Source organism: Pseudomonas sp. Mb7, from assembly GCF_054790525.1.
Genome location: NZ_CP186501.1, coordinates 5,064,142 through 5,085,969, shown reverse-complemented (window position 1 = coordinate 5,085,969; position 21,828 = coordinate 5,064,142). Strand labels below are relative to the sequence as shown.

Sequence of the window (21,828 nt, the reverse complement as noted above, 5' to 3'; positions counted from 1 at the left end):
CATGCCTCATATCCTGATTGTCGAAGACGAAGCGGCGATTGCCGACACGCTGATTTTTGCTCTGCAGGGCGAGGGCTTCACCACCACGTGGCTGAGCCTCGGCGCGGCGGCGCTTGAACATCAGCGGCAGACGCCGGCCGATCTGATCATCCTCGACATTGGCCTGCCGGACATCAGCGGTTTCGAGACCTGCAAGCAACTGCGGCGCTTCAGCGAGGTGCCGGTGCTGTTCCTCAGCGCCCGCGATGCCGAGATTGATCGTGTGGTCGGGCTGGAAATCGGCGCCGACGACTACGTGGTCAAGCCGTTCAGCCCGCGAGAAGTCGCGGCGCGAGTAAAGGCAATCCTGAAACGCATGGCGCCGCGTCCAGCGATTGAGACCAGTTCAGCGCTGTTCCGTATTGATCCGGAACGGATTCAAATCATTTATCGCGGCCAGACGTTAAGCCTGACCCGCCACGAATTCCGCCTGCTGCAATGCCTGCTCGAACAACCCGAGCGGGTCTTCAGCCGCGAGCAATTACTCGATGCGCTGGGCGTGGCGGCCGACGCCGGTTACGAGCGCAGCATCGACAGCCACATCAAAAGCATGCGCGCCAAACTGCGTCTGGTGCGTGCCGACGCCGAGCCGATCCAGACCCATCGCGGCCTCGGTTACAGCTACAGCCCGGGGCACAGCTGATGTCACTGGGGCTGCGGATCTTTTTGGTGTATGTGCTGTTTGTCGGCCTGACCGGGTATTTCGTGCTCAACACGGTGATGGAAGAAATCCGCCCCGGCGTGCGCCAGTCCACCGAAGAAACCCTGGTCGATACCGCCAACCTGATGGCGGAAATCCTCCGTGATGATTTCAAGGCCGGCACCCTCAGTGAGAATCGCTGGCCTGAATTGCTGCGCGCGTATGGCGAGCGTCAGCCGCAAGCGACCATCTGGGGCTTGCCGAAAAATCAGGTCAACCACCGCATCTACGTCACCGACGCGAAAGGCATCGTCGTGCTCGATTCCAGTGGTGTCGCGGTCGGTCAGGATTACTCGCGCTGGAACGACGTCTACCTGACCCTGCGCGGTGAGTACGGCGCACGTTCGAGCCGCAGTGATCCGGATGACGCCAGCTCGTCGGTGATGCACGTCGGCGCGCCGATCCGCGACAACGGCCAGATCATCGGTGTCGTCACCGTGGCCAAGCCGAACAGCTCATTGCAGCCCTACGTCGATCGCACCGAGCGGCGCCTGCTGTTTTACGGCGCCGGATTGATCGGTCTCGGTCTGCTCTTTGGCGCATTGCTGTCGTGGTGGCTGAGCCGCGCGCTGCATCGTCTGACCGGTTATGCCCAAGCGGTGAGTGAGGGCCGGCGGGTGGAAGTGCCGCATTACCGTGGCGGTGAACTGGAACAATTGGCTACCGCCGTGGAACAGATGCGCACGCAACTGGAAGGCAAGGCCTACGTCGAGCGTTATGTGCACACGCTGACCCATGAACTGAAAAGTCCGCTGGCGGCGATTCGTGGCGCGGCGGAGTTGCTGCAAGGGGACATGCCGCCGGTTCAGCGATTGCGCTTTGTCGGCAACATCGACAGTGAAAGTACGCGGATGCAGCAGTTGATCGAGCGGTTGTTGAATCTGGCACAAGTGGAACAACGTCAGGGCCTTGAAGAGCGGGTCGCCGTGCCGTTGGCGGCGCTGGTTGATCAGTTGTTGCAGGGGCAGGCGGCGCGAATTGAAGGCAAACAGTTGCGCATCGAACAGACTATTGCGGCGGATCTGCTGTTGATTGGCGAGCCGTTTCTGCTGCGTCAGGCGTTGGGTAATCTGCTGGAGAATGCGCTGGATTTCACCCCGGTTGAGGGGCTGCTGCGCTTCAGTGCCGAGCGGGTTGGCGAGCAGATCGAATTTCGATTGTTCAATGAAACGGCGCCGATTCCTGACTACGCTTTGCCGCGTTTGACTGAACGCTTCTACTCATTGCCGCGCCCGGACAGTGGACGAAAAAGCACGGGGTTGGGGCTTAACTTCGTTGAAGAGGTGGTCAAGTTACATGGTGGGACGATGCAGATTCGTAATGTCGAAAGTGGTGTTGAGGTGACATTGCGCTTGCCTTGATTCCGTCAAAAGATCGCAGCCTTCGGCAGCTCCTACATAGGGTGCGTACACCTGTAGGCGCTGCCGAAGGCTGCGATCTTTTGATTTTTCCACACAATCTCCACATTCCCCCCACAAAACCCCCACACCCACTCAGCAGACTCTCCCCATCCAAACAGGGAGAGTCCCATGAACAAGAATCTGACTATAAAGCTCGGCGCCATCGCCCTGCTGATCCTGCTGTTATTGATCCCGCTGCTGATGATCGACGGCGTCATCGACGAGCGCCAACAGCTGCGCGATGGCGTGCTCGAAGACATTGCCCGCAGCTCCAGCTACAGCCAGCAACTGAGCGGCCCGGTGATGGTGGTGCCGTATCGCAAAGTGATTCACAACTGGAAAACCAACGATAAAACCAACCAGCGTTACGACGAACCGGGCGAAGAACGCGGGCGTTTGTACTTCCTGCCGGAACGATTTGAACTGGACGGCCAGGTGCAAACCGAACTGCGTGCGCGGGGCATTTATGAGGCGCGGCTGTTCCACGCCGATAACCGCATCAACGGCCATTTCTCATTGCCGGCGCAATTGGGCATCAAGGAAGACTTCAGCGACTACCAGTTCGATGCACCGTTTCTCGCGGTCGGTATCAGCGATATTCGCGGTATCGAAAATGCGCTGAAACTGGAGCTCGATGGCCAGCGCCTCGATTTCGTTCCGGGTACGCAAGTCGGTTGGCTCGGTGAAGGTGTGCGGGTCACGCTGCCGTTGCTCGACACCAGTAAAACCACGGAACTGAGCTTCGGCTTCGACCTGCGTCTGCAAGGCACTGGTTCATTGCAGGTGCTGCCGGTGGGCAAGAGCAGCAGCGTCAGCCTCACTGCCAACTGGCCGCATCCAAGCTTTGTCGGCAACTTCCTGCCGGGCAAACGTGAAATCAATGATCAAGGTTTCAGCGCCGATTGGCAGACCACGTTTTTCTCCACCAACCTGCAAGACGCCATGAGCCGTTGCGTGAGCAGCAATGATTGCGAGGCGTTCAACGGTCGTAGCTTCGGTGTGAGCTTTATCGATCCGGTGGATCAATATCTGAAGAGTGACCGGGCGATCAAGTATGCGCTGCTGTTCATTGTCCTGACGTTCGCCGGTTTCTTCCTCTTCGAAGTACTCAAGAGTCTGGCCGTGCACCCGGTGCAATACGCGCTGGTTGGTGTGGCGCTGGCATTCTTTTATCTGTTGTTGCTGTCGCTGTCGGAGCACATTGGTTTTGCCCTGGCATATTTGCTGTCGGCCAGTGCCTGTGTGGTGTTGATCGGATTTTATGTCTGCCATGTGCTGCGCAGTGTGCGTCACGGCTTGAGTTTTTCGGCGGGGCTGGCGGCGTTGTATGGCCTGCTTTATGGCTTGCTGAGCGCTGAGGATTACGCGTTGTTGATGGGCTCGTTGTTGCTGTTTGGTTTGCTCGGTGTGTTCATGGTGCTGACGCGCAAACTGGATTGGTACGGGATCGGTCAGAAACCGGCGAAGCCGTTGGAGTTTGATGTCGGGGCGATGCAATGAGCCGGTCGCTGGGATTGCGTGAGGATCAGTGCTGGAGGGAGGGATTGGTGACGCGGATGATCGGTTTTTTGCCTGTGGAACCGAGGTGGTGCCATCGCTGGCAAGCCAGCTCCCACAATGAGTTCGGTGATGACACAAATCCCCGATCTACCACAAATCCTGCGGGAGCTGGCTTGCCAGCGAAGAGGCCGGAACAGGCGCCGCCGATTTAAGGCTTGGGCATCGTGGCGATCATGGACGGTCGCTGACTCACCTCAAAGAACCAGTTGGCCAGTTGCGGGTTGGCATCACGCCAGCCCAGGTCCGGGAAACGCAGATCGAGATAACCCAGCGCACACGCCACGCTGATCGCCGCGACATCGAAATGGCTGGTCAGCTCGGCAATGGCATCTTTTTCCAACACTGCGAGGGCGCGGCGGATCTTGTCGCGCTGAGCCTCGAGCCATTCATCCCAATGCTTTTCCGGCGCGCGCAGGACCATTTCATAACGCACCATCACCGACGCATCCATGATCCCGTCGGCCATCGAGGCCAGGGTCAGGCGGCGCCAGCGAGCCGCGCCTTCGCGGGGGATCAGCGGATTGCCGACATGCTGCTGGTCGAGGTATTCGAGGATCACCCGGCTGTCATGGATAACGTTGCCGTCGGCCAGGCGCAGGGCAGGGATCTTGCCCAGCGGGTTGTCGAGATTGAGCTCGGCGCTCGGGCTGACCGGGCTTAGCACGCAGTCTTGCAGCGCGACGCGATCCTGCTGGCCGGTTTCGTGCAGCAACACCATCACTTTGCGCACAAACGGGGAGAGCGTGTTGTGGTACAGGGTCATGCTGGGGGCGGACATTGGCAAACCTCGGTGATCGTCGAAGAGCAGGTGGTTAGCCTAGTCAGAACCGCGATGGCTGGCGAGGGAATTTATGGCGCCCATCCGGGCGCCATCGCTGGCAAGCCAGCTCCCACAGGTTTTTGCAGTGAACACACATTTCAGGCCCAGCAGAGATCCTTGTGGGAGCTGGCTTGCCAGCGATGAGGCCATCACCGACAGCACAAAAACTACCTGCGCAGCAACAATCCCCTGATCGCCAGAAAGGCCGGAACACCCAGTCCGACCCAGCTCAATGCATCCCAAATCCCATCCCCCAGCAACGCCGCAAACAACCCCGCCGCACTGAGCAACGCAATCACGATCGGCGTGCTGAAGACTTTCCAGAAACTCGACTGACGCGGCTTCATGCAGAGGCCTCCGCCGTTTCCAGCACAGGCCTGGCCGCTCTGCGCCGCACCACCCACAAATACACGCCACTGCCGAGCACAATGATCGTCAGCACATCCAGAGTGGCCCAGAGGATTTTCATCGGCATGCCGCCATAGTCACCAAAGTGCAGCGGCTGCGACATGCCCATGGCGTCCATGTACCACGGCCGTTCGGCCACGGCGGTGACCTGCAGCGTGGTCGCATCGATCAGCACCGGCGTCAGCAGATGCGAGGTCAGGTGCGTGCCACCCTTCATGAACACCGAGTAATGGTGTTCGCTGGAAAAGCGTGTGCCGGGGAAGGCAATGAAATCCGTTTTCATCTCCGGCGCAACTTCAGCAGCGATATCGAGCAAACGCGTGGCCGGCGCCAGGTGGGTCAGCGGTGGCGCACCGCGGTACGGTTCGATCAGCGCAGTCAGTGCGTCATTGCGCCAGGCAGCGATCAGCAGGTCGGCGCAGGCGCTGATCACACCGGTCACGCCGACAACCAGCGCCCAGGTCAGGGTGACAACACCGATCAGGTTATGCAGGTCGAGCCAGCGCAGCCGTGTCGACTTGTCCTGACGCACCGTGCCGAACTTCAAACGGCGCATGAACGGCAGGTACAGCACCGTCCCGGATACGATGGCCACGACAAACAGCAGCCCCATGAACGCCAGCATTAATTTGCCCGGCAGCCCGGCGAACATGTCGACATGCAGTCGCAGGATGAACAGCATCAAGCCGCCATTGGCCGAAGGCGTTTCCAGCGCTTCCCCGGTTCGCGCATCGAGCATGAACGTGTGCGAGGAATTCGGTTCGGTGCCAGCGGTTTTCGCCATGATCGTCAGCACGGCGTTCGGCTCATCGTCATCGAAGCCGAAGTACTGCACGACGTCATCGGGGCGATGCTTTTCGGCGGCCTCGACCAGTTGCGCCAGATTCAATCGAGGCGTATCGGCTGGCAGCTCGCGCACTTCGGGTGCGTCGCCGAGCAGGTGCTCGATCTCGTGATGAAAGATCAGCGGCAAACCGGTCAGTGCCAGCATCAGCAAAAACACGGTGCAGACCAGGCTGGTCCAGGTGTGGATGAACGACCAGCGACGAATTGTTTTACTTTTCATTTCATGACCTTCAAAAACACCAAAGCCGTCCACGAAGGACGGCCTGGTCACAGGGCCTGTTTCAGCTCAAGCGCTTACCACTTGTAAGTGGCGCTGGCGACGACACTGCGTGTGTCGCCGTAGTAGCAGTAGAAGCTGTCGCAGGTGGAAATGTATTCCTTGTCGAACAGGTTGGTTGCGTTGACCGCCAGCGACGCGCCTTTGAGGCTGTTGTCCAGACGGCCGAGGTCGTAATGCACACTTGCGTCGAACACGGTGTAGGCGTCCGCTTTGCCCAGCCAGGTATTGGCCTTGTCGCCGTAGGTGTTGCCGGTGTAACGCACGCCACCGCCAATGCCGAAGCCGTCGAGGACGCCGGCGTGCCAGGTGTAATCGGTCCACAGCGACGCTTGCTGGTTCGGCATCAGTTGCAGGCGATTGCCCTTGTCGACGCCATTCTGCACTTCGGATTTGGCCAGGGTGTAGGCAGCGATGACTTTCAGGTTGTCGGTGACGTCGGAAACCGCTTCCAGCTCGAGGCCTTTGACTTTCACTTCGCCGGTCTGACTGGTGATCGAGACGTTGTTGACGAAGGTGTTGACCGAGACGTTCTTTTGGGTGAGGTCGTACACGGCGGCGGTCAGCAGGGTTTTACTGCCCGGTGGCTGGTACTTGATGCCCAGTTCCCACTGCTTGCCTTCGGTCGGTTTGAGCGAACCCGTCGAGGTAGCGTCGGCGCCCGTGGTCGGCTGGAAGGATTCAGCGTACGACAGGTACGGCACGAAACCGTTGTCGAAGACATAACTGAGCGCTGCGTTGCCGCTGAAGGCCTTGTCACGCTGGGTGTTGGTGGCATCGCCCTTGTTGATGAACTTTGTGCTGGTGTGCACCCAGTCTTCACGGCCGCCGAGGGTCAGGCGCCACTGGTCGAGGGCCATCTGGTCCTGAATGTACAGGCCGGTCTGGTAGGTTTTCTGGTCGTAATCGTAAAACGCCGTGGAGCGCGCTGGACGTACGATTGGCTGGCCGTAGATCGGGGTGATCACGTTGGTGGTCAAACCGTCGCCGAAGATCGAGGTGTAGTTGGTGTTGCTGCGCTGATGATCCAGGCCCAGCAGTAGGGTGTGGCGGATATCGCCAGTGGCGAAGTCGGCCTGGAAGTTGTTGTCCACGGCGAACTGGCTGATGTCTTCTTCGACGCTGGTGCTGGTGCGCCCGACGTTGCCTTGATCATCCACTTCGGTGAACGGGTAGGAACCCGGCGTCAGCGACTGGAACGACAGGTCCGACTTGGTGTAGCGCAGGTTCTGCTTGAACTGCCAGACATCGTTCAGACGATGTTCGAAGGCGTAGCCCAGCGCGTAGTAGGTGCGATCGTAATATTCCCAGTCCGGATCACCCACATTCTTGTGGTGGGAAATATCACCGAACGGTGACTTGATCTTGGTGCCCTGAATCGGCAGGAACTGACTGGTGATGCCGGTATCGTCGCGGGTGAACTGGCTCAGCAGGGTGAGCTTGGTGTCGTCGTCGATGTTCCAGGTCAGGCTCGGCGCGATGTTGTAGCGCTTGTTGTCGACGTGATCGACTTGCGTGCCGCTGTCGCGCACCACACCGCTGAGACCGTAGAGGAACTGGCCGGCGTCATCGATCTTGCCGGTGCTGGCGAAGTTGATCTGACGGTGATTGTCGCTGCCGTACTGCAGCTGGATTTCGTTGCTGGCTTCGGCGCTTGGGCGACGGCTGACCATGTCCAGCAAACCGCCCGGTGGGGTCTGACCGTACACCGACGACGCCGGGCCACGCAGCAGGGCGAGGCGGTCGAGGTTCCAGGTTTCCTGTTTCGGGTTGGCGTACACGCCTTTTGGCAGTGGCAGGCCGTCGAGGAACTGGGTCGGTTCGAAACCGCGCACCCGCAGCCAGTCGGCACGGGTGTCGCTGCCGTAGCTGCTGGCGGTGATGCCCGGCATGTAGCGCACGGCGTCATCGAGGCTGTGCACGCTGCGGTCGTCCATTTGCTGGCGAGTCGCGACGGAGATCGAACGCGGCGCTTCGACCAGTGCGGTGTCGGTCTTGCTGCCAGCGGCGGTGCGGGTGGCGGTGTAGCCGTCGACCGGTCCCCAGGCGCTTTCGAAGTTTTCCACACCGATAACCGATGTTTCCGGCAGGGCCAACGTCCCTTCAGGCACCGCCACAAGGGTGTAGGTGCCGGTGCTGCTTTGTTCCAGTTGCAGACCGGTGCCACGCAGGGCTGCGCGCAAGGCACCGGCCGCGTCGTACTGGCCGTTGACCGGCGCCGAGGTCTTGCCCGCCGCCAGCGACGGATTCAGCGACAGCGCAATGCCGCCCTGGCTGGCGATCTGGTTCAGGGTGGTCGACAGTGGCGCCGCCGGCAGGTTGTAGGCGCGCACGCTGGACGCTTGTTCAGCGGCGAGCAACGGACTGCTGATCAGCGGCGCGCTGAGCGCGATGGCGACGGCCAGCAGACCGGGGCGCAACAAGGTGTCTAGCGAACGGGACATACGGCGGCTCCTGAATGGAAATATTTCTCAATTGCCTGTGTGCCGGATGAAAAGCAGAAAGTGATAGGGCAGGATGAAAATAATTTCGATTAACTGGAAACAGCCACATTTCTGCGGGCTTGATCGTTCCCACGCTCCGCGTGGGAATGCCTCAATGGACGCTCTGCGTCCGCTTCGGCAGGGACGCAGAGCGTCCCGAGCTGCATTCCCACGCAGAGCGTGGGAACGATCAGGTCAAGGGGAGGAGGGCTCGGCCTTAGCGACTGTGACCCAATATGGCGTATGCCGCTCGATCTGCACCGGCAGGGTCGGCAGCAGGGCGCTCAGGGCTTTATCGGTGTCATGCAGCGGGAAGCTACCGGTAATCCGCAGGTCAGCCACGTCCGGTGCCACGCCCAGATGCCCGCGACGATAACGCCCGAGTTCGTGCACCAGATCGCCCAACCGCGCGTTATCGACCACCAGCATGCCGCGCGTCCAGGCATCGGCGCCGGGGTTGAGCGCGACGATCGAACCCAATCCATCACTGCGCAGCAGCACTTGCTGGCCTTCATGGAGGATTTGCTCTGCAGGGTTGGATTGCGGGTGCGCCGCGACCGCCGACTGCAACACACTCAGGCGCGTGCCTTCTTCTTCACGCTTGACCAGGAACCGCGTACCCAGCGCGCGCATGCTGCCTTCGCGGGTTTCGACGATAAAAGGGCGCGCATCGCCATGCCCGGTTTCGACAAGAATTTCGCCTTCCTGCAACACGATCAACCGGCGCTTCTCATCGAACCGCACATCCACCGCACTGTGGGTGTTCAGATTCAACACAGTGCCGTCCGCCAGACGCACGGTGCGCTGCTCACCGGTCGCGGTGCGTTGATCGGCGAGCCAGTAATCCAGCGGCAGAAAGCGTTCGCTGGCGAACAGCCCCACACCGACCAGCACCACAACGCTGGCCAGCCCACCGCCCAGTCTGCGCACCCGGCGGCGAATGCCTTCGCGTGACTGCAGCAAGGCACTGCGGGCCGGACCTTTGGCCACGCTGAAGCGCTGATCGAGCATGCCCAGTTGCCGCCACGCGCGGGCGTGTTCTTCATGGGCCGCATGCCATTTGGCGAATTCCTCACGCTCCAGCGGGCTGCTTGAGTCGAGGGTCAGTTGCCAGGCAATCGCCGCGTCCAGCACATGCGCCGGCACCGGTCTGGAACTGGCCGGGCTCACGTCGGCTCACCGTACAGGGCGATGTAGCACTGCCGAATGCCTTGCGCCAGATACTGCCGAACGCGCGGCACCGAGACGCCGAGCTTGTCGGCGATCTCGGCATGGCTGAGGCCATCGAGGCGGTTATAAAGGAAAGCGGCGCGGGCCTTGGTCGACAGTTTGCCGAGCAAGCGGTCGATGGCTTTGAGGTCTTCGAGAATCATTTGCTGTTCTTCCACCGACGGTTGTTCGCCTTCGGGGATCAGCATCAGTTCGGTGAGGTAGGCCTGTTCCAGCGCCGCACGGCGGAAGTAGTCGAACAGCAAGCCTTTGGCGATCGCCACCAGAAAGGCGCGGGGCTCACGGGGTGTCAGCATGTCGTCGCGACCGAGCAGGCGGACGAAGGTGTCCTGGCTCAGGTCTTCGGCGCGCTGCGGGCAGGCCACATTGCGCCGCAGCCACGCCAGCAGCCAACCGCGATGGTCACGATACATCGCACCGACGAGCTCACTGTTAGGGCTTGGGACTGACGACACCGGACATCACCGATTGGGAAATATTAACTAACGCGAATTGTTCGCGATTGTGGCAGAGGTGGGAATGGTTAGCAATTGGCCACTGGTCAGGTAAGCGTTTAAAGGCAGACCCTCACCCTAGCCCTCTCCCGGGGGGAGAGGGGATCGATCGGGGGATATTCTGGAGGTACACCGACCTGAGCGAACTTCAGGGAATCCATAATCGACCCGATTTCTCAGGTCGATGAAGAGCCCGAGACACCTCGGTAGGCTCCCTCTCCCTTTGGGAGAGGGCTGGGGTGAGGGGGATGGATCTTGGACTTGACTCAATTTCAGAACGAAGGCGCCTGCTGCCGCCGCTTCCACTGACTCAGCCGCTGCTGCAAATTCAACGGACTATGAATCTGCTGCCCCCGCGCCCGGCTGAACAGAATCAACGCCAACTCCGCAGTGGCCAGCGCATCGGCACTGGCGTTATGCCGCTCGAACACCTCAAGCTTGAACCAGTCGATCCACTCATCCAGCCCGGCCTCACGAATATTCGCTTGCGGACACACCAGCGGTGCAATGTCGGCGACATCAAGAAAGACCTGCTGCAACTTGTGCCCCAGATGTTCCTTCAGCGCACGCCCGAGCATGTGCTGATCAAACGGCGCATGAAACGCCAACACCGGGCTGTCGCCGATAAATTCCATGAGTTCCAGCAACGCCTCGACCGGCTCACTGCCCGCCGCAATCGCATTCGGCCCCAACCCGTGAATCAACACGCTGGGGCTGAGCTTCAGCTCGCGACATTGCAGCGTGCGTTCGAACTGCTGACTGAAATCGATCGCGCCGTCCTCGATCACCACCGCGCCAATCGACAACACACGGTCCTTGTTCAGATTCAGCCCGGTGGTTTCCAGATCCAGCACTACCCAACGTTGTTCGCGCAGTGTGCATTCGCTCAGCTCGGTAATCGTCGGCAGCTGCGCCAGACGCTGCTGAAAATCCACCGGCACCACCGCACTCGCCGGGCGCAGCCACGAGAACAGGCTCATAGCTGATACCGCAAGGTCAGGCTGCTTTGCAGGCGCTGGGCCTGGCGCAGGGATTCCCGCAGGATGCGCCGGTCGAGGTGATTGAGGCTGTCCGGGTCGACGCGGTTGGAATAGGGCAGGTTCTCCCGCGTCTGCAATTGATGCTGCTGCATGCGCGTCTGCTGTATGAAGTGATAGGCCTCTTCATACGCCGCGCCATCCAGTCGCTCGATGACTTCTTTCTCGACCAACTGACGGAAGCGCTCGAGGGTATTGTTGGCGTCGATACCGTTAGCCAGCGCGAGCAATCGTGCGCCATCCACGAACGGCGTCAGCCCCTGCACCTTCAGGTCCAGCGTGGCTTTCTCGCCATTCTTGCGTGCCAGCACAAACTCACGGAAACGCCCCACCGGTGGACGATTGCGCAGGGCGTTCTCGGCCATCATGCGCTGGAACAAACGGTTGTCGCCGACCTGATCGAGAATGCCCCGGCGCAGTTGTTCACAGCCTTGTTCATCACCCCAGACCACGCGCAGGTCGAAATAAATGCTCGACCCGAGCAGATTCTCCGGCGTCGCCTCACGAATAAAAGCTGCAAAGCGCCGTGCCCATTCTGCCCGCGACAGACACAGCTCGGGATTGCCGGCCATGATGTTGCCCTTGCACAGAGTGAAGCCGCACAGCGCCAGACTCTGGTTGATTTGCTGCGCAATCGGCAGCAGCTTGCCGCGAATCTCCGCTGCATGCGCAGCATCGCGGGCGTCAAACAGAATGCCGTTGTCCTGATCGGTGTGCAGCGTTTGCTCGCGGCGGCCTTCGCTGCCGAAGCACAGCCAACTGAACGGCACGCCGGGATCGCCTTTTTCCGCGAGGGTCAGCTCGATCACCCGGCACACAGTGTGATCGTTGAGCAAGGTGATGATGTGGGTGATCTGCGTCGACGACGCGCCATGAGCAAGCATGCGCTCGACCAGTTGGCCGATCTCACCGCGCAGACCGACCAGCTGTTCGACGCGTTGGGCGCTGCGAATCGTCCGGGCTAGATGCACCAGGTCGACCCGTTGTAGCGAAAACAGATCACGTTCTGAGACCACGCCACACAAACGCTGATCCTTGACCAGACAGACATGCGCGATGTGCCGTTCGGTCATGGCAATCGCCGCATCGAACGCACTGTGATCCGGCGAAAGATAAAAGGGCGAAGGCGTCATGTGGCGCTCGATGGCCTCGCTGAAATCACCGACGCCCGCAGCCACGACATGACGCAGATCACGCAGGGTGAAAATGCCCAGCGGCGCCTTGTGTGCATCCACCGCAACGATGCTGCCGACCTGCTGCTCGTGCATCAGCTTCACCGCTTCACGCAATGGCGTGTCGGGGCTGCAGGTGACCGGGTGACGCATCGCCAGTTCGCCCAGTCGGGTGTTCAGCGAGTACTGCGTGCCGAGGGTTTCCACGGCTTTCTGCTGCACTTGCTGATTGACTTGATCGAGCAGACTGCTTACCCCGCGCAAGGCGAAATCGCGAAAGGCGTTGGAGAGGGCGAACAGTTTGATGAACGCCAGTTTGTTCAGTTGCAGGCAGAAAGTGTCTTCGCCCGCAAGGTGCTCGGTGCGCGTCGCGCGTTCGCCGAGCAATGCGGCCAGCGGAAAACATTCGCCGGTGGTGATTTCAAACGTGGTCTCGGTGCCGGGCTTGGTGATGTGCTGACGTTCGCCGACCACCCGACCTTGCTTGACGATATAGAAGTGTTCAACCGGGCCGTCGGCGGGTTTGATGATGCTTTCGCCCTGGCCGTAGAAACGCAGCTGACATTGCTCCACCAGATAAGCCAGGTGGGCGTGTTCCATCTGATTGAAGGGCGGGAAGCGCTGGAGGAATTGCAGGGTGCCCTGAATGTTCTGCAATACCGCGGTTTTCCCTGCCTGGGTGAAGGCGTCCGCTTTACTCATAACCATTACCGCAGTCTTTTTCGAATTGTTGTTGTCGGATCGTTCTGGCCATGGTCGACCCCTGCGGGCGGGGTGCCCATTGGACGTAAGTCTAGGTTTGCCATGCCGTTCGGCACATTTGGGAAGTGCCCTACAAAAACAGTCGGAAATTCGCCCGCCAGCCTCTTGGAAAAAAATCCGACGAAGTGCACATTGAAGCTCTGCTTAGCGATGTCTGACGACTGTGCCAGGTGATTGATTTGAAAACGTAGAGAACGCCATGTCCGACCACGATATTTTGAGCGACGCCGAGCGTGAAGCGCTCAGCGCTGTAATGCTCGAACCCGATTTGCCGCCGCAGCGTGTACTGATCGTCGATGACGACAAGGACGCCCGAGAGCTGTTGTCGGAGATTCTCGCGTTGGATGGCATTCGTTGCATGACCGCAGCCAGTGGCGAGACGGCGCTGAAGATGCTCGAAGAAAAACCTTCGATTGGGCTGGTGATTACCGATCTGCGCATGGGCCATGTCGGTGGCCTTGAGCTGATCCGCCAGGTGCGTGAGTCGGTAAGGGCGGCGATGCCGATCATCATTGTCTCGGGCGATGCCGATGTGAAAGACGCGATCGCGGCGATGCATTTGAGCGTGGTGGATTTTCTGCTCAAGCCGATTGATACGGGCAAGTTGTTGGAGTTGGTGAAACATGAATTGGGGATTGAACCCTAAGAGCCCCTCACCCTAGCCCTCTCCCGGAGGGAGAGGGGACTGACCGCGGTGAATGTTTGAGGTACACCGACCTGAGATTCCCGAGTCGAACTCCGGTTTTGAAAGCACAAAGATCGGCTCCCTTTCCCTTCTACCCTTGGCAACTCCTGAGCCGAGCTCAGATTTTGAAAAGCACAGAGATCGGCTCCCTTTCCCCTCTACCCTTGGCAATTCCTGAGTCGAGCTCAGATTTTGAAAAGCATACAGATCTGCTCCCTTTCCCCCTCTCCCCCCTGGGGGAGAGGGCTGGGGTGAGGGGGGATGGATCTCAAGCCCACCACAAAAATCCAATCCACAGCACAAACAAAAAAGCCCTGATCTTTCGATCAGGGCTTTTTCATGTCCGGCATTCAGCGCAAGTTACAGGCCGTTGGCCTTCTTGAACTCGCGACGACGACGGTGCAGCACCGGCTCGGTGTAGCCGTTCGGCTGTTTGGTGCCTTCGATCACCAGTTCGACCGCCGCCTGGAAGGCGATGTTGCTGTCGAAGTTGGGTGCCAGCGGACGGTACAGCGGGTCGTTGGCGTTCTGACGATCCACCACCGGCGCCATGCGCTTGAGGCTTTCCATCACTTGCGCTTCGGTGACTACACCGTGGCGCAGCCAGTTGGCGATGTGCTGGCTGGAGATACGCAGCGTGGCACGGTCTTCCATCAGGCCGACGTCATTGATGTCCGGCACTTTCGAGCAACCCACGCCCTGGTCGATCCAGCGCACCACATAGCCAAGAATGCCCTGGGAATTGTTGTCCAGTTCGTTCTTGATCTGCTCCGGAGTCCAGTTCGGGTTGACCGCCAGCGGAATGGTCAGGATATCGTCTACCGAAGCGCGAGCACGTTTGGCCAGTTCGGCCTGACGGGCGAACACGTCGACCTTGTGGTAGTGCAGCGCGTGCAGCGCAGCAGCAGTCGGCGACGGCACCCAAGCGGTGTTAGCACCGGCCAACGGGTGCGCGATTTTCTGTTCGAGCATCGCCGCCATCAGGTCCGGCATCGCCCACATGCCTTTACCGATTTGCGCGCGACCTTGCAGGCCGGTGCTCAGACCGATATCGACGTTCCAGTTTTCGTAAGCGCCGATCCACTTCTCAGCCTTCATGTCGGCCTTGCGTACCACCGGGCCGGCTTCCATGGAGGTGTGGATTTCGTCGCCAGTGCGGTCGAGGAAACCGGTGTTAATGAACACCACGCGCTCGCTGGCCGCTTTGATGCAGGCCTTGAGATTGACCGTGGTGCGGCGCTCCTCGTCCATGATCCCGACTTTCAGGGTGTTGCGCGTAAGGCCCAACACGTCTTCGATGCGGCCGAACAGCTCGTTGGTGAACGCTGCTTCTTCCGGGCCGTGCATCTTCGGTTTAACGATGTAGACCGAGCCGGTGCGGGTGTTACGACGCGAGGTATTGCCGTTGAGGTTGTGCATCGCCGCCAGGCAAGTCACCAGACCGTCGAGGATGCCTTCCGGAACTTCGTTGCCGTCTTTGTCGAGGATCGCGTCGATGGTCATCAAGTGGCCAACGTTGCGCACGAACAGCAGCGAACGACCGTGCAACGTCACTTCACCGCCATTTGGCGCGGTGTAGGTGCGATCCGGGTTCATGGTGCGGGTGAAGGTCTGACCGCCCTTGGACACCGATTCCGCGAGATCGCCCTTCATCAGGCCGAGCCAGTTACGGTAGATCACCACTTTGTCGTCGGCATCGACGGCGGCCACGGAGTCTTCGCAGTCCATGATGGTGGTCAGCGCCGCTTCCATCAGGATGTCTTTGACGCCGGCCGGGTCGGTCTGGCCAACCGGGGTAGTGGCGTCGACCTGGATTTCGAAATGCAGACCGTTGTGTTTCAGCAGGATCGCGATTGGCGCGTTGGCGTCGCCCTGGAAACCAATCAGTTGTGCATCGTCGCGCAGACCACTGTTGCTGCCGCCCTTGAGGGTGACCAGCAGTTTGCCGTCGGCGATTTTGTAGCCGGTCGAATCGACGTGGGAGCCAGCAGCCAATGGCGCGGCTTCGTCGAGGAAGGCACGGGCGAAGGCGATGACTTTGTCGCCACGCACCTCGTTGTAGCCTTTGCCTTTTTCCGCGCCACCTTCTTCGCTGATTGCGTCGGTGCCGTAGAGGGCGTCATACAGCGAACCCCAGCGGGCATTCGAGGCATTGAGAGCGAAGCGGGCGTTCATCACCGGCACAACGAGTTGCGGGCCGGCGGTGCGGGCGATTTCATCATCGACGTTTTGCGTCGTTGCCTGGAAATCAGCCGCTTCTGGCAACAGATAACCGATTTCTTGCAGGAAGGCTTTGTAGGCCACGGCGTCGTGCGCCTGACCGTTGCGTTCCTGATGCCAGGCGTCAATACGAGCCTGGAAGTCATCGCGTTTGGCGAGTAGGGCTTTGTTCTTCGGCGCCAGGTCATGAATGACCTTGTCGGCACCTTCCCAGAATTTTTCGGCGGTGAGGCCGGTACCGGGAATGGCTTCGTTGTTCACGAAGTCGAACAGGACTTTGGCGACCTGCAGGCCACCGACTTGAACGTGTTCAGTCATTGCTTGCCTCACTCTGCTCAGCTATTTCGCTTTTCAGCTCTTCAATTTGACAATGAAGCCTCTGGCCATTTAAACCACAAACCTGCCGACCAGTACATGCCATTGCTGGCGGCTGGGCTGGGACCAATCAACGGCTTGGGGCCTTGCTGACGGGGCTTTCAGGGTTGCGAACAGGCTTTGGGCAGACATCGGTTCAGCGTTATGTAGTGCGCGCTGCGGCATACTACATGATGAGTTGCGCTTGTGAAAATCAGACTAATTACGTCGTTCTGCGACCTCATGTCGCATTGCGGTCACATCGCGGAACGGGATGTTCTCAAAAAACAGATGGATTGTTCCAGCTAAATATAAAAAGTTGTACACGATTTGTTGTTTCGGGCGTCTGAGGCGGCGGACCGTCCCTTGCCTATACTTGCCCTTCTACAACAAAAGTCATGACAAGAGGGCTGCGCCATGGACCATCTCGTACTCACCGTATTCGCCCCGGACAAGCCCGGGCAGGTCGAGCGCATCGCCCAATGCATTGCCGAACACGGCGGTAACTGGCTGGAAAGCCGCATGTCGCGGATGGCCGGGCAGTTCGCCGGGATTCTTCGGGTCGGGGTGCCGGCAGAGGCTTACGACGAATTAGTCGATGCCTTACAAGCATTGTCGACGCATGGCATTCGCGTATTGATTGCTGAGAGTGGCATCGAGCAATCCTGCACCTGGAAGCCGATCGCCATGGAGTTGGTGGGCAATGACCGGCCCGGTATCGTCCGCGACATCACTCGGCTGTTGAGCGAGCAGGGCGTCAACCTTGAGCGGCTGGTGACTGAAGTGCGTCCGGCACCGATGAGCAGCGAACCGCTGTTCCACGCCGAAGCGATTCTCGCGGTACCGCTAACCCTGTCGCTGGATGTATTGCAGTCGCGGCTGGAAACCCTGGCTGATGATCTGATGGTCGAACTGGTGTTACGCACAGACAGTTAAGCGCTGACCGGGTTATCCAGTTTTAACGTGCACCTGCCTGTGGATAACCTGTAGAGACCGGGCGCAGCGCCAAGCCGGCCGGGGCTTGCGCGGAACTGATCAAAAAACCGCCAACATTCAGTGACTTGCACACAAATGGCGGGGATCACGCTGTGGATAACCTTGGGAAGGAACGATGCAGGCCACGAGAACCGTGGCCTGTGAGGGTTTGTACGTTTTTTGATCAGCTGCGCCGGCGTAAACTGATCACGGCATCGACGCTGTAAACGGCCAGGCCGGCCCAAATGAAGATAAACGCCACCAGTGTGCTGGACGATAGATGCTCACCGAACAGCAGCACGGCTTGCAGCAGCACCAAAGTCGGCGCCAGGTATTGCAAGAAGCCGATGGTGGTGTAGGGCAAGTGACGCGTGGCAGCGTTGAAGCACACCAGCGGGACCAATGTCACCGGGCCGGCCGCTACCAGCCACCAGGCTTGCGAGGTGGTCCAGAACTCCGGTTGGGCGCTGGTCGCGGTCTGATTGAACAGCAGCCAGGCAATCGCGATCGGTACCAGCATCCAGGTTTCCACCACCAGTCCCGGCAACGCCTTGACCGGCGCCTGTTTGCGGATCAGACCGTAGAAGCCGAACGTCAACGCCAGCACCAGCGACACCCACGGCAGACTGCCGACCTGCCACACCTGTTGCGCCACACCGACCGCCGCCAGGCCGACCGCGAGCCACTGCATCCGCCGCAAGCGCTCGCCGAGAATCAACATGCCCAACAGCACGTTTACCAACGGGTTGATGTAGTAACCGAGGCTCGCTTCCAGCATGCGCCCGTTATTCACCGACCACACGTAGGTCAGCCAGTTGGCCGCGATCAACGTGCCGCTCAAGGCCAGAATCGCCAAACGTTTAGGGTTGTCGAGCAGTTCGCGCAACCAGCCCGGGTGTTTCCACACCATCAGCAACAACGCACCAAACAGCGCCGACCACAGCACTCGATGGATGATGATTTCAACGGCCGGCACTTCGGCGATGGCTTTGAAGTAGATCGGGAACAGGCCCCAGATGATGTAGGCGCTCAGGCCCAGAATGTACCCGCGACGCGGGTTGGCGGCTTGCATGCAGAATCCTTGCTTAGGCAGCTAACAAAGGAGGGATTGTAAGGAGATTTGTCTACGAGTGCCGTAGCGCAATGGTCGGGAAATTGTGAACACCGGACAAATGTAGGAGTGAGCCTGCTCGCGATCGCGGTCTGACATTTAACATTTACGTCGACTGACAAAGCTCTATCGCGAGCAGGCTCACTCCTACAAGGGGGAGGTGGTGATCAGAAGAGTTTCAGTGGCTCTTCATTCAGCGCGGATAGCTGCTCACGCAGCGCCAGCACCTGATCACCCCAATAACGCTCGGTGCCAAACCACGGAAAACTGTGCGGGAAGGCCGGGTCATCCCAGCGCCGCGCGAGCCAGGCGCTGTAGTGCATCAGGCGCAAGGCGCGCAGCGGCTCGATCAGCGCCAGTTCTCGCGGATCGAAGTCGTGGAACTCGTTGTAGCCGTCCATCAGTTCCGACAACTGCCCTAGGCATTCCTGACGATCACCGGCGAGCATCATCCAGATGTCCTGCACCGCCGGGCCCATGCGGCAGTCGTCGAGGTCGACGATGTGGAACATCTCGTCGCGGCACATCATGTTGCCGGGGTGACAGTCGCCGTGCATGCGGATGTTCTGGTGCGGCGTGTTGGCGTAGGCATCTTCCACGCGTTTGAGCAGGTCGCGGGCGACAGACTCGTAGGCCGGCAGCAGGCTTTTCGGAATGAAGTTGCCTTCAAGCAAGGTGTTCAGCGAGGCATGGCCGAAGTTCTGCACGGCGAGGGCTTCACGGTGTTCGAACGGCTTGGTCGCGCCGACCGCGTGGATGCGCCCGAGCAACTGGCCGAGGCGATACAGCTGATCAAGGTTGCCCGGCTCCGGCGCACGACCGCCGCGACGCGGGAACAGGGTGAAGCGGAAACCGGCATGCTCGTGCAGGGTTTCGCCGTTGTGGATCAGCGGCGCTACCACCGGGATGTCGACGTTGGCCAGTTCGAAGGTGAATTGATGTTCTTCGAGGATGGCTTCGTTGGTCCAGCGTTGCGGGCGGTAGAACTTGGCGATCAGCGGTTCGGAGTCTTCGATGCCGACCTGATAGACGCGGTTTTCGTAGCTGTTGAGCGCGAGAATGCGCGCATCGCTCAGGAAACCGATGCTTTCAACGGCATCGAGCACGAGGTCTGGGGTGAGGGTTTCAAACGGGTGGGCCATGCTGACTCCTGCGCGCAGCAGGCTGCCGCGTCCGGCCCAGCATGGTAGCGCAGATGGCAGCGGGGGAGGTGGTTGGTGTCTGTGCTGACGCTATCGCGAGCAGGCTCACTCCTACAGGGGAACGCACGCATTCCAAATGTAGGAGTGAGCCTGCTCGCGATGAGGGCCTGTCAGGCGCCGACGATTCCACCATCCTCGCGAGTGATCGCCATCACCGAAGACCGCGGCTTGCCATTCGGCAGATGCTCGGGGAAGGTCGACCCGCCGTTCTCCCCCGGATGCTGAATCCCGACAAACAGGGTTTTCTGATCCGGCGAGAAACTGATCCCCGTCACCTCACAACCAATCGGCCCGACCATGAACCGGCGAATTTCACCGGTCTTGGGATCGGCGCAAAGCATCTGGTTATTGCCCATCCCGGCAAAGTCGCCGGCGTTGCTCGAATCGCCATCAGTGAGAATCCACAGGCGACCGGCCTTGTCGAAACCCAGGCCATCCGGGCTGTTGAACATGTTCTGCGGGGTGATGTTCTTCGAGCCACCCTTCGGCGTCCCGGCATGCACGCCCGGATTACCGGCGACTACAAACAGGTCCCAGGCAAACGTCTTCGATGCGTGATCGTCACGGTCGGTGCGCCAGCGCAGAATTTGCCCGTAGACGTTTTTCTCGCGCGGGTTCGGCCCGCCCACCGGCTGCCCGTCTTCGCCGCGCTTGGCGTTGTTGGTCAGGGTGCAATAGACCTGGCCATCCTTCGGACTGACGACGATCCATTCCGGGCGGTCCATGCGTGTTGCACCAACCACGCTGGCGGCGAGGCGTGCATGGATCAGCACTTCGGCCTGATCGGCAAAGCCGCTGCTGGCGTCGATGCCGTTTTTGCCGTGGGTCAGCTCGATCCACTGGCCCTGGCCTTTCGGGTGATCGGGGTTGCTGTCGCCGTTGTCGAATTTCGCCACGTACAAGGTGCCGTGATCGAGGATGTCGCGGTTGGCCTTGGCGTTGCGGTGGTTGATGCGGTCGCGGCTGACGAATTTGTAGATGAACTCGCCACGCTCGTCGTCGCCCATGTACACCACGGCGCGACCGTCGTCGGTCTCGGCCAGTGCGGCGTTTTCATGTTTGAAGCGGCCCAGCGCGGTGCGTTTGACCGGGGTCGATTGCGGGTCGAACGGATCGATCTCGACCACCCAGCCGTGACGGTTGAGTTCGTTGGGGTTTTTCGCCATGTCGAAGCGCGGGTCGTACGGGTGCCAGTTGATTTCGCGGCTGGCGACCGAGACGCCGTAACGCTTCTGCGCCGGGTCGAACTGTTGCTGGGCATTGCTGCTGCCGAAACAGTCGGTGAAGTTTTCTTCGCAGGTCAGGTAAGTGCCCCACGGCGTTTTGCCGTTGGCGCAGTTCTGGAAGGTGCCGAGGACTTTCTTGCCGTGTTTGTCGGCTGCCGTTTTCATCAAGTCGTGACCGGCAGCCGGGCCGCTGATGCGCAGCGGTGAGTTGCCGTGAATGCGGCGGTTGTAGCGTGAGCCCTGAACGAACTGCCATTGGCCGTTCTTGCGCTGTACCTCGATCACCGACACGCCCTCGCAGGCCAGTGCTTTACGCACGTCTTCGGCCGATTGCGGCATGCCGCCGTGCGGGTAGAGGTAGCGGTAGTTGGTGTATTCGTTGTTGATCGCCATCAACGCGCGATTGCGGTCGTCGGGGAAGGCGAACAGGCTCATGCCGTCGTTGTTGTCGCCGAATTGCACTTCCTGTGCGGCCGCGGTGCCGTTGCCGCTCGGGTCGAAGGCCGGGCCGTTCTTCTGCAGGGGCTGGCCCCAACTGATCAGCACCGAAGACTTGTAGCCTTTGGGCAGGGTGATGACGTCGGTGGTTGCCGCCGGAATACTCTCGAAACCGAGCAGACGACTGTTGCCGGCGCTGACGCCAGTGGCCAGCGCGCTGCGGCTCAACAGGCTGCCGCCGAGGAACATCGCCGCGCCGCACAGCGCACCGGCGCCGATGAAACCGCGACGGCTGAGGCCGACCATTTTTTCCAGGTCAGTGGATTGGTTTTCTTCTAATAGGCTCACATCAGGCTCCCTGCATGGTTTTGGCAGCCACCTTAATGAGC

General features: G+C 60.1%; 17 protein-coding genes. 5 read left to right on the top strand and 12 right to left on the bottom strand.

The window, feature by feature from the left end:
* Window position 1: 1 nt before the first annotated feature.
* The 3 genes from creB (at window position 2) to creD (ending at window position 3,639) form a co-directional block, all read left to right on the top strand.
* Window positions 2-682 (top strand): two-component system response regulator CreB, encoded by a 681-nt coding sequence (gene creB, locus ACOYXH_RS22990; protein WP_460066250.1) that lies wholly within the window; start codon window positions 2-4, stop codon window positions 680-682.
* On the top strand, window positions 682-2,100 hold the full coding sequence (creC, locus tag ACOYXH_RS22985; RefSeq protein WP_460066247.1) for a two-component system sensor histidine kinase CreC: 1,419 nt from the start codon (window positions 682-684) through the stop codon (window positions 2,098-2,100). The genes creB and creC overlap by 1 nt, the downstream gene beginning before the upstream one ends.
* A gap of 168 nt (window positions 2,101-2,268) precedes the next feature.
* Window positions 2,269-3,639, top strand: coding sequence for a cell envelope integrity protein CreD (gene creD / locus ACOYXH_RS22980; protein ID WP_095050279.1), 1,371 nt, complete (start codon window positions 2,269-2,271; stop codon window positions 3,637-3,639).
* Window positions 3,640-3,847: 208 nt separating this feature from the next.
* On the opposite strand, the gene ACOYXH_RS22975 is transcribed toward creD, so the two are convergent.
* From ACOYXH_RS22975 to ACOYXH_RS22940, 8 genes are all read right to left on the bottom strand, one after another.
* Window positions 3,848-4,477: a glutathione S-transferase gene (locus ACOYXH_RS22975; RefSeq protein WP_095126234.1), complete on the bottom strand. Its 630-nt coding sequence runs from the start codon at window positions 4,475-4,477 to the stop codon at window positions 3,848-3,850.
* A gap of 209 nt (window positions 4,478-4,686) precedes the next feature.
* The gene (locus ACOYXH_RS22970; RefSeq protein ID WP_095050282.1) at window positions 4,687-4,866 is read right to left on the bottom strand and encodes a hypothetical protein; all 180 of its coding nucleotides are present in this window, start codon (window positions 4,864-4,866) and stop codon (window positions 4,687-4,689) included.
* Window positions 4,863-5,993 (bottom strand): PepSY-associated TM helix domain-containing protein, encoded by a 1,131-nt coding sequence (locus tag ACOYXH_RS22965; RefSeq protein WP_460066244.1) that lies wholly within the window; start codon window positions 5,991-5,993, stop codon window positions 4,863-4,865. The genes ACOYXH_RS22970 and ACOYXH_RS22965 overlap by 4 nt, the downstream gene beginning before the upstream one ends.
* 74 nt (window positions 5,994-6,067) lie before the next feature.
* Window positions 6,068-8,494 (bottom strand): TonB-dependent siderophore receptor, encoded by a 2,427-nt coding sequence (locus tag ACOYXH_RS22960; protein WP_460066242.1) that lies wholly within the window; start codon window positions 8,492-8,494, stop codon window positions 6,068-6,070.
* A gap of 234 nt (window positions 8,495-8,728) precedes the next feature.
* Window positions 8,729-9,703, bottom strand: coding sequence for a FecR domain-containing protein (locus ACOYXH_RS22955; RefSeq protein WP_095050284.1), 975 nt, complete (start codon window positions 9,701-9,703; stop codon window positions 8,729-8,731).
* A complete protein-coding gene (locus tag ACOYXH_RS22950) occupies window positions 9,700-10,176 on the bottom strand; it encodes an RNA polymerase sigma factor (protein ID WP_189661312.1) in 477 nt (158 codons plus the stop codon). The genes ACOYXH_RS22955 and ACOYXH_RS22950 overlap by 4 nt, the downstream gene beginning before the upstream one ends.
* Window positions 10,177-10,529: 353 nt before the next feature.
* On the bottom strand, window positions 10,530-11,237 hold the full coding sequence (locus ACOYXH_RS22945; RefSeq protein ID WP_258708910.1) for a 3'-5' exonuclease: 708 nt from the start codon (window positions 11,235-11,237) through the stop codon (window positions 10,530-10,532).
* The gene (locus tag ACOYXH_RS22940) at window positions 11,234-13,168 is read right to left on the bottom strand and encodes a putative nucleotidyltransferase substrate binding domain-containing protein (protein ID WP_305883329.1); all 1,935 of its coding nucleotides are present in this window, start codon (window positions 13,166-13,168) and stop codon (window positions 11,234-11,236) included. The genes ACOYXH_RS22945 and ACOYXH_RS22940 overlap by 4 nt, the downstream gene beginning before the upstream one ends.
* Before the next feature lie 259 nt (window positions 13,169-13,427).
* Here ACOYXH_RS22940 and ACOYXH_RS22935 point away from each other — a divergent pair, with 259 nt between their 5' ends.
* A complete protein-coding gene (locus tag ACOYXH_RS22935; RefSeq protein WP_095050287.1) occupies window positions 13,428-13,874 on the top strand; it encodes a response regulator in 447 nt (148 codons plus the stop codon).
* Window positions 13,875-14,273: 399 nt separating this feature from the next.
* On the opposite strand, the gene ACOYXH_RS22930 is transcribed toward ACOYXH_RS22935, so the two are convergent.
* Window positions 14,274-16,451: a malate synthase G gene (locus ACOYXH_RS22930; RefSeq protein WP_460409960.1), complete on the bottom strand. Its 2,178-nt coding sequence runs from the start codon at window positions 16,449-16,451 to the stop codon at window positions 14,274-14,276.
* 453 nt (window positions 16,452-16,904) lie between these two features.
* Between ACOYXH_RS22930 and ACOYXH_RS22925 the strand changes: the two genes are divergently transcribed.
* Window positions 16,905-17,423, top strand: a complete 519-nt coding sequence (locus ACOYXH_RS22925) for a glycine cleavage system transcriptional repressor (RefSeq protein WP_093429935.1) — start codon at window positions 16,905-16,907, stop codon at window positions 17,421-17,423.
* Between the two features lie 223 nt (window positions 17,424-17,646).
* On the opposite strand, the gene rarD is transcribed toward ACOYXH_RS22925, so the two are convergent.
* From rarD to ACOYXH_RS22910, 3 genes are all read right to left on the bottom strand, one after another.
* A complete protein-coding gene (gene rarD / locus ACOYXH_RS22920) occupies window positions 17,647-18,534 on the bottom strand; it encodes an EamA family transporter RarD (protein ID WP_093429936.1) in 888 nt (295 codons plus the stop codon).
* A gap of 206 nt (window positions 18,535-18,740) precedes the next feature.
* On the bottom strand, window positions 18,741-19,715 hold the full coding sequence (locus tag ACOYXH_RS22915; RefSeq protein ID WP_093429937.1) for a serine/threonine protein kinase: 975 nt from the start codon (window positions 19,713-19,715) through the stop codon (window positions 18,741-18,743).
* 170 nt (window positions 19,716-19,885) lie between these two features.
* Window positions 19,886-21,787 (bottom strand): PhoX family protein, encoded by a 1,902-nt coding sequence (locus tag ACOYXH_RS22910; RefSeq protein WP_093429938.1) that lies wholly within the window; start codon window positions 21,785-21,787, stop codon window positions 19,886-19,888.
* Window positions 21,788-21,828: the final 41 nt, after the last annotated feature.

Excerpts from the sequence above, each read along its gene's own strand:
- creB (WP_460066250.1), top strand. The coding sequence starts at position 2 with ATGCCTCATATCCTGATTGTCGAAGACGAAGCGGCGATTGCCGACACG.
- creC (WP_460066247.1), top strand. The coding sequence starts at position 682 with ATGTCACTGGGGCTGCGGATCTTTTTGGTGTATGTGCTGTTTGTCGGC.
- creD (WP_095050279.1), top strand. The coding sequence starts at position 2,269 with ATGAACAAGAATCTGACTATAAAGCTCGGCGCCATCGCCCTGCTGATC.
- ACOYXH_RS22975 (WP_095126234.1), bottom strand. The coding sequence starts at position 4,477 with ATGTCCGCCCCCAGCATGACCCTGTACCACAACACGCTCTCCCCGTTT.
- ACOYXH_RS22970 (WP_095050282.1), bottom strand. The coding sequence starts at position 4,866 with ATGAAGCCGCGTCAGTCGAGTTTCTGGAAAGTCTTCAGCACGCCGATC.
- ACOYXH_RS22965 (WP_460066244.1), bottom strand. The coding sequence starts at position 5,993 with ATGAAAAGTAAAACAATTCGTCGCTGGTCGTTCATCCACACCTGGACC.
- ACOYXH_RS22960 (WP_460066242.1), bottom strand. The coding sequence starts at position 8,494 with ATGTCCCGTTCGCTAGACACCTTGTTGCGCCCCGGTCTGCTGGCCGTC.
- ACOYXH_RS22950 (WP_189661312.1), bottom strand. The coding sequence starts at position 10,176 with ATGTATCGTGACCATCGCGGTTGGCTGCTGGCGTGGCTGCGGCGCAAT.
- ACOYXH_RS22945 (WP_258708910.1), bottom strand. The coding sequence starts at position 11,237 with ATGAGCCTGTTCTCGTGGCTGCGCCCGGCGAGTGCGGTGGTGCCGGTG.
- ACOYXH_RS22940 (WP_305883329.1), bottom strand. The coding sequence starts at position 13,168 with ATGAGTAAAGCGGACGCCTTCACCCAGGCAGGGAAAACCGCGGTATTG.
- ACOYXH_RS22935 (WP_095050287.1), top strand. The coding sequence starts at position 13,428 with ATGTCCGACCACGATATTTTGAGCGACGCCGAGCGTGAAGCGCTCAGC.
- ACOYXH_RS22930 (WP_460409960.1), bottom strand. The coding sequence starts at position 16,451 with ATGACTGAACACGTTCAAGTCGGTGGCCTGCAGGTCGCCAAAGTCCTG.
- ACOYXH_RS22925 (WP_093429935.1), top strand. The coding sequence starts at position 16,905 with ATGGACCATCTCGTACTCACCGTATTCGCCCCGGACAAGCCCGGGCAG.
- rarD (WP_093429936.1), bottom strand. The coding sequence starts at position 18,534 with ATGCAAGCCGCCAACCCGCGTCGCGGGTACATTCTGGGCCTGAGCGCC.
- ACOYXH_RS22915 (WP_093429937.1), bottom strand. The coding sequence starts at position 19,715 with ATGGCCCACCCGTTTGAAACCCTCACCCCAGACCTCGTGCTCGATGCC.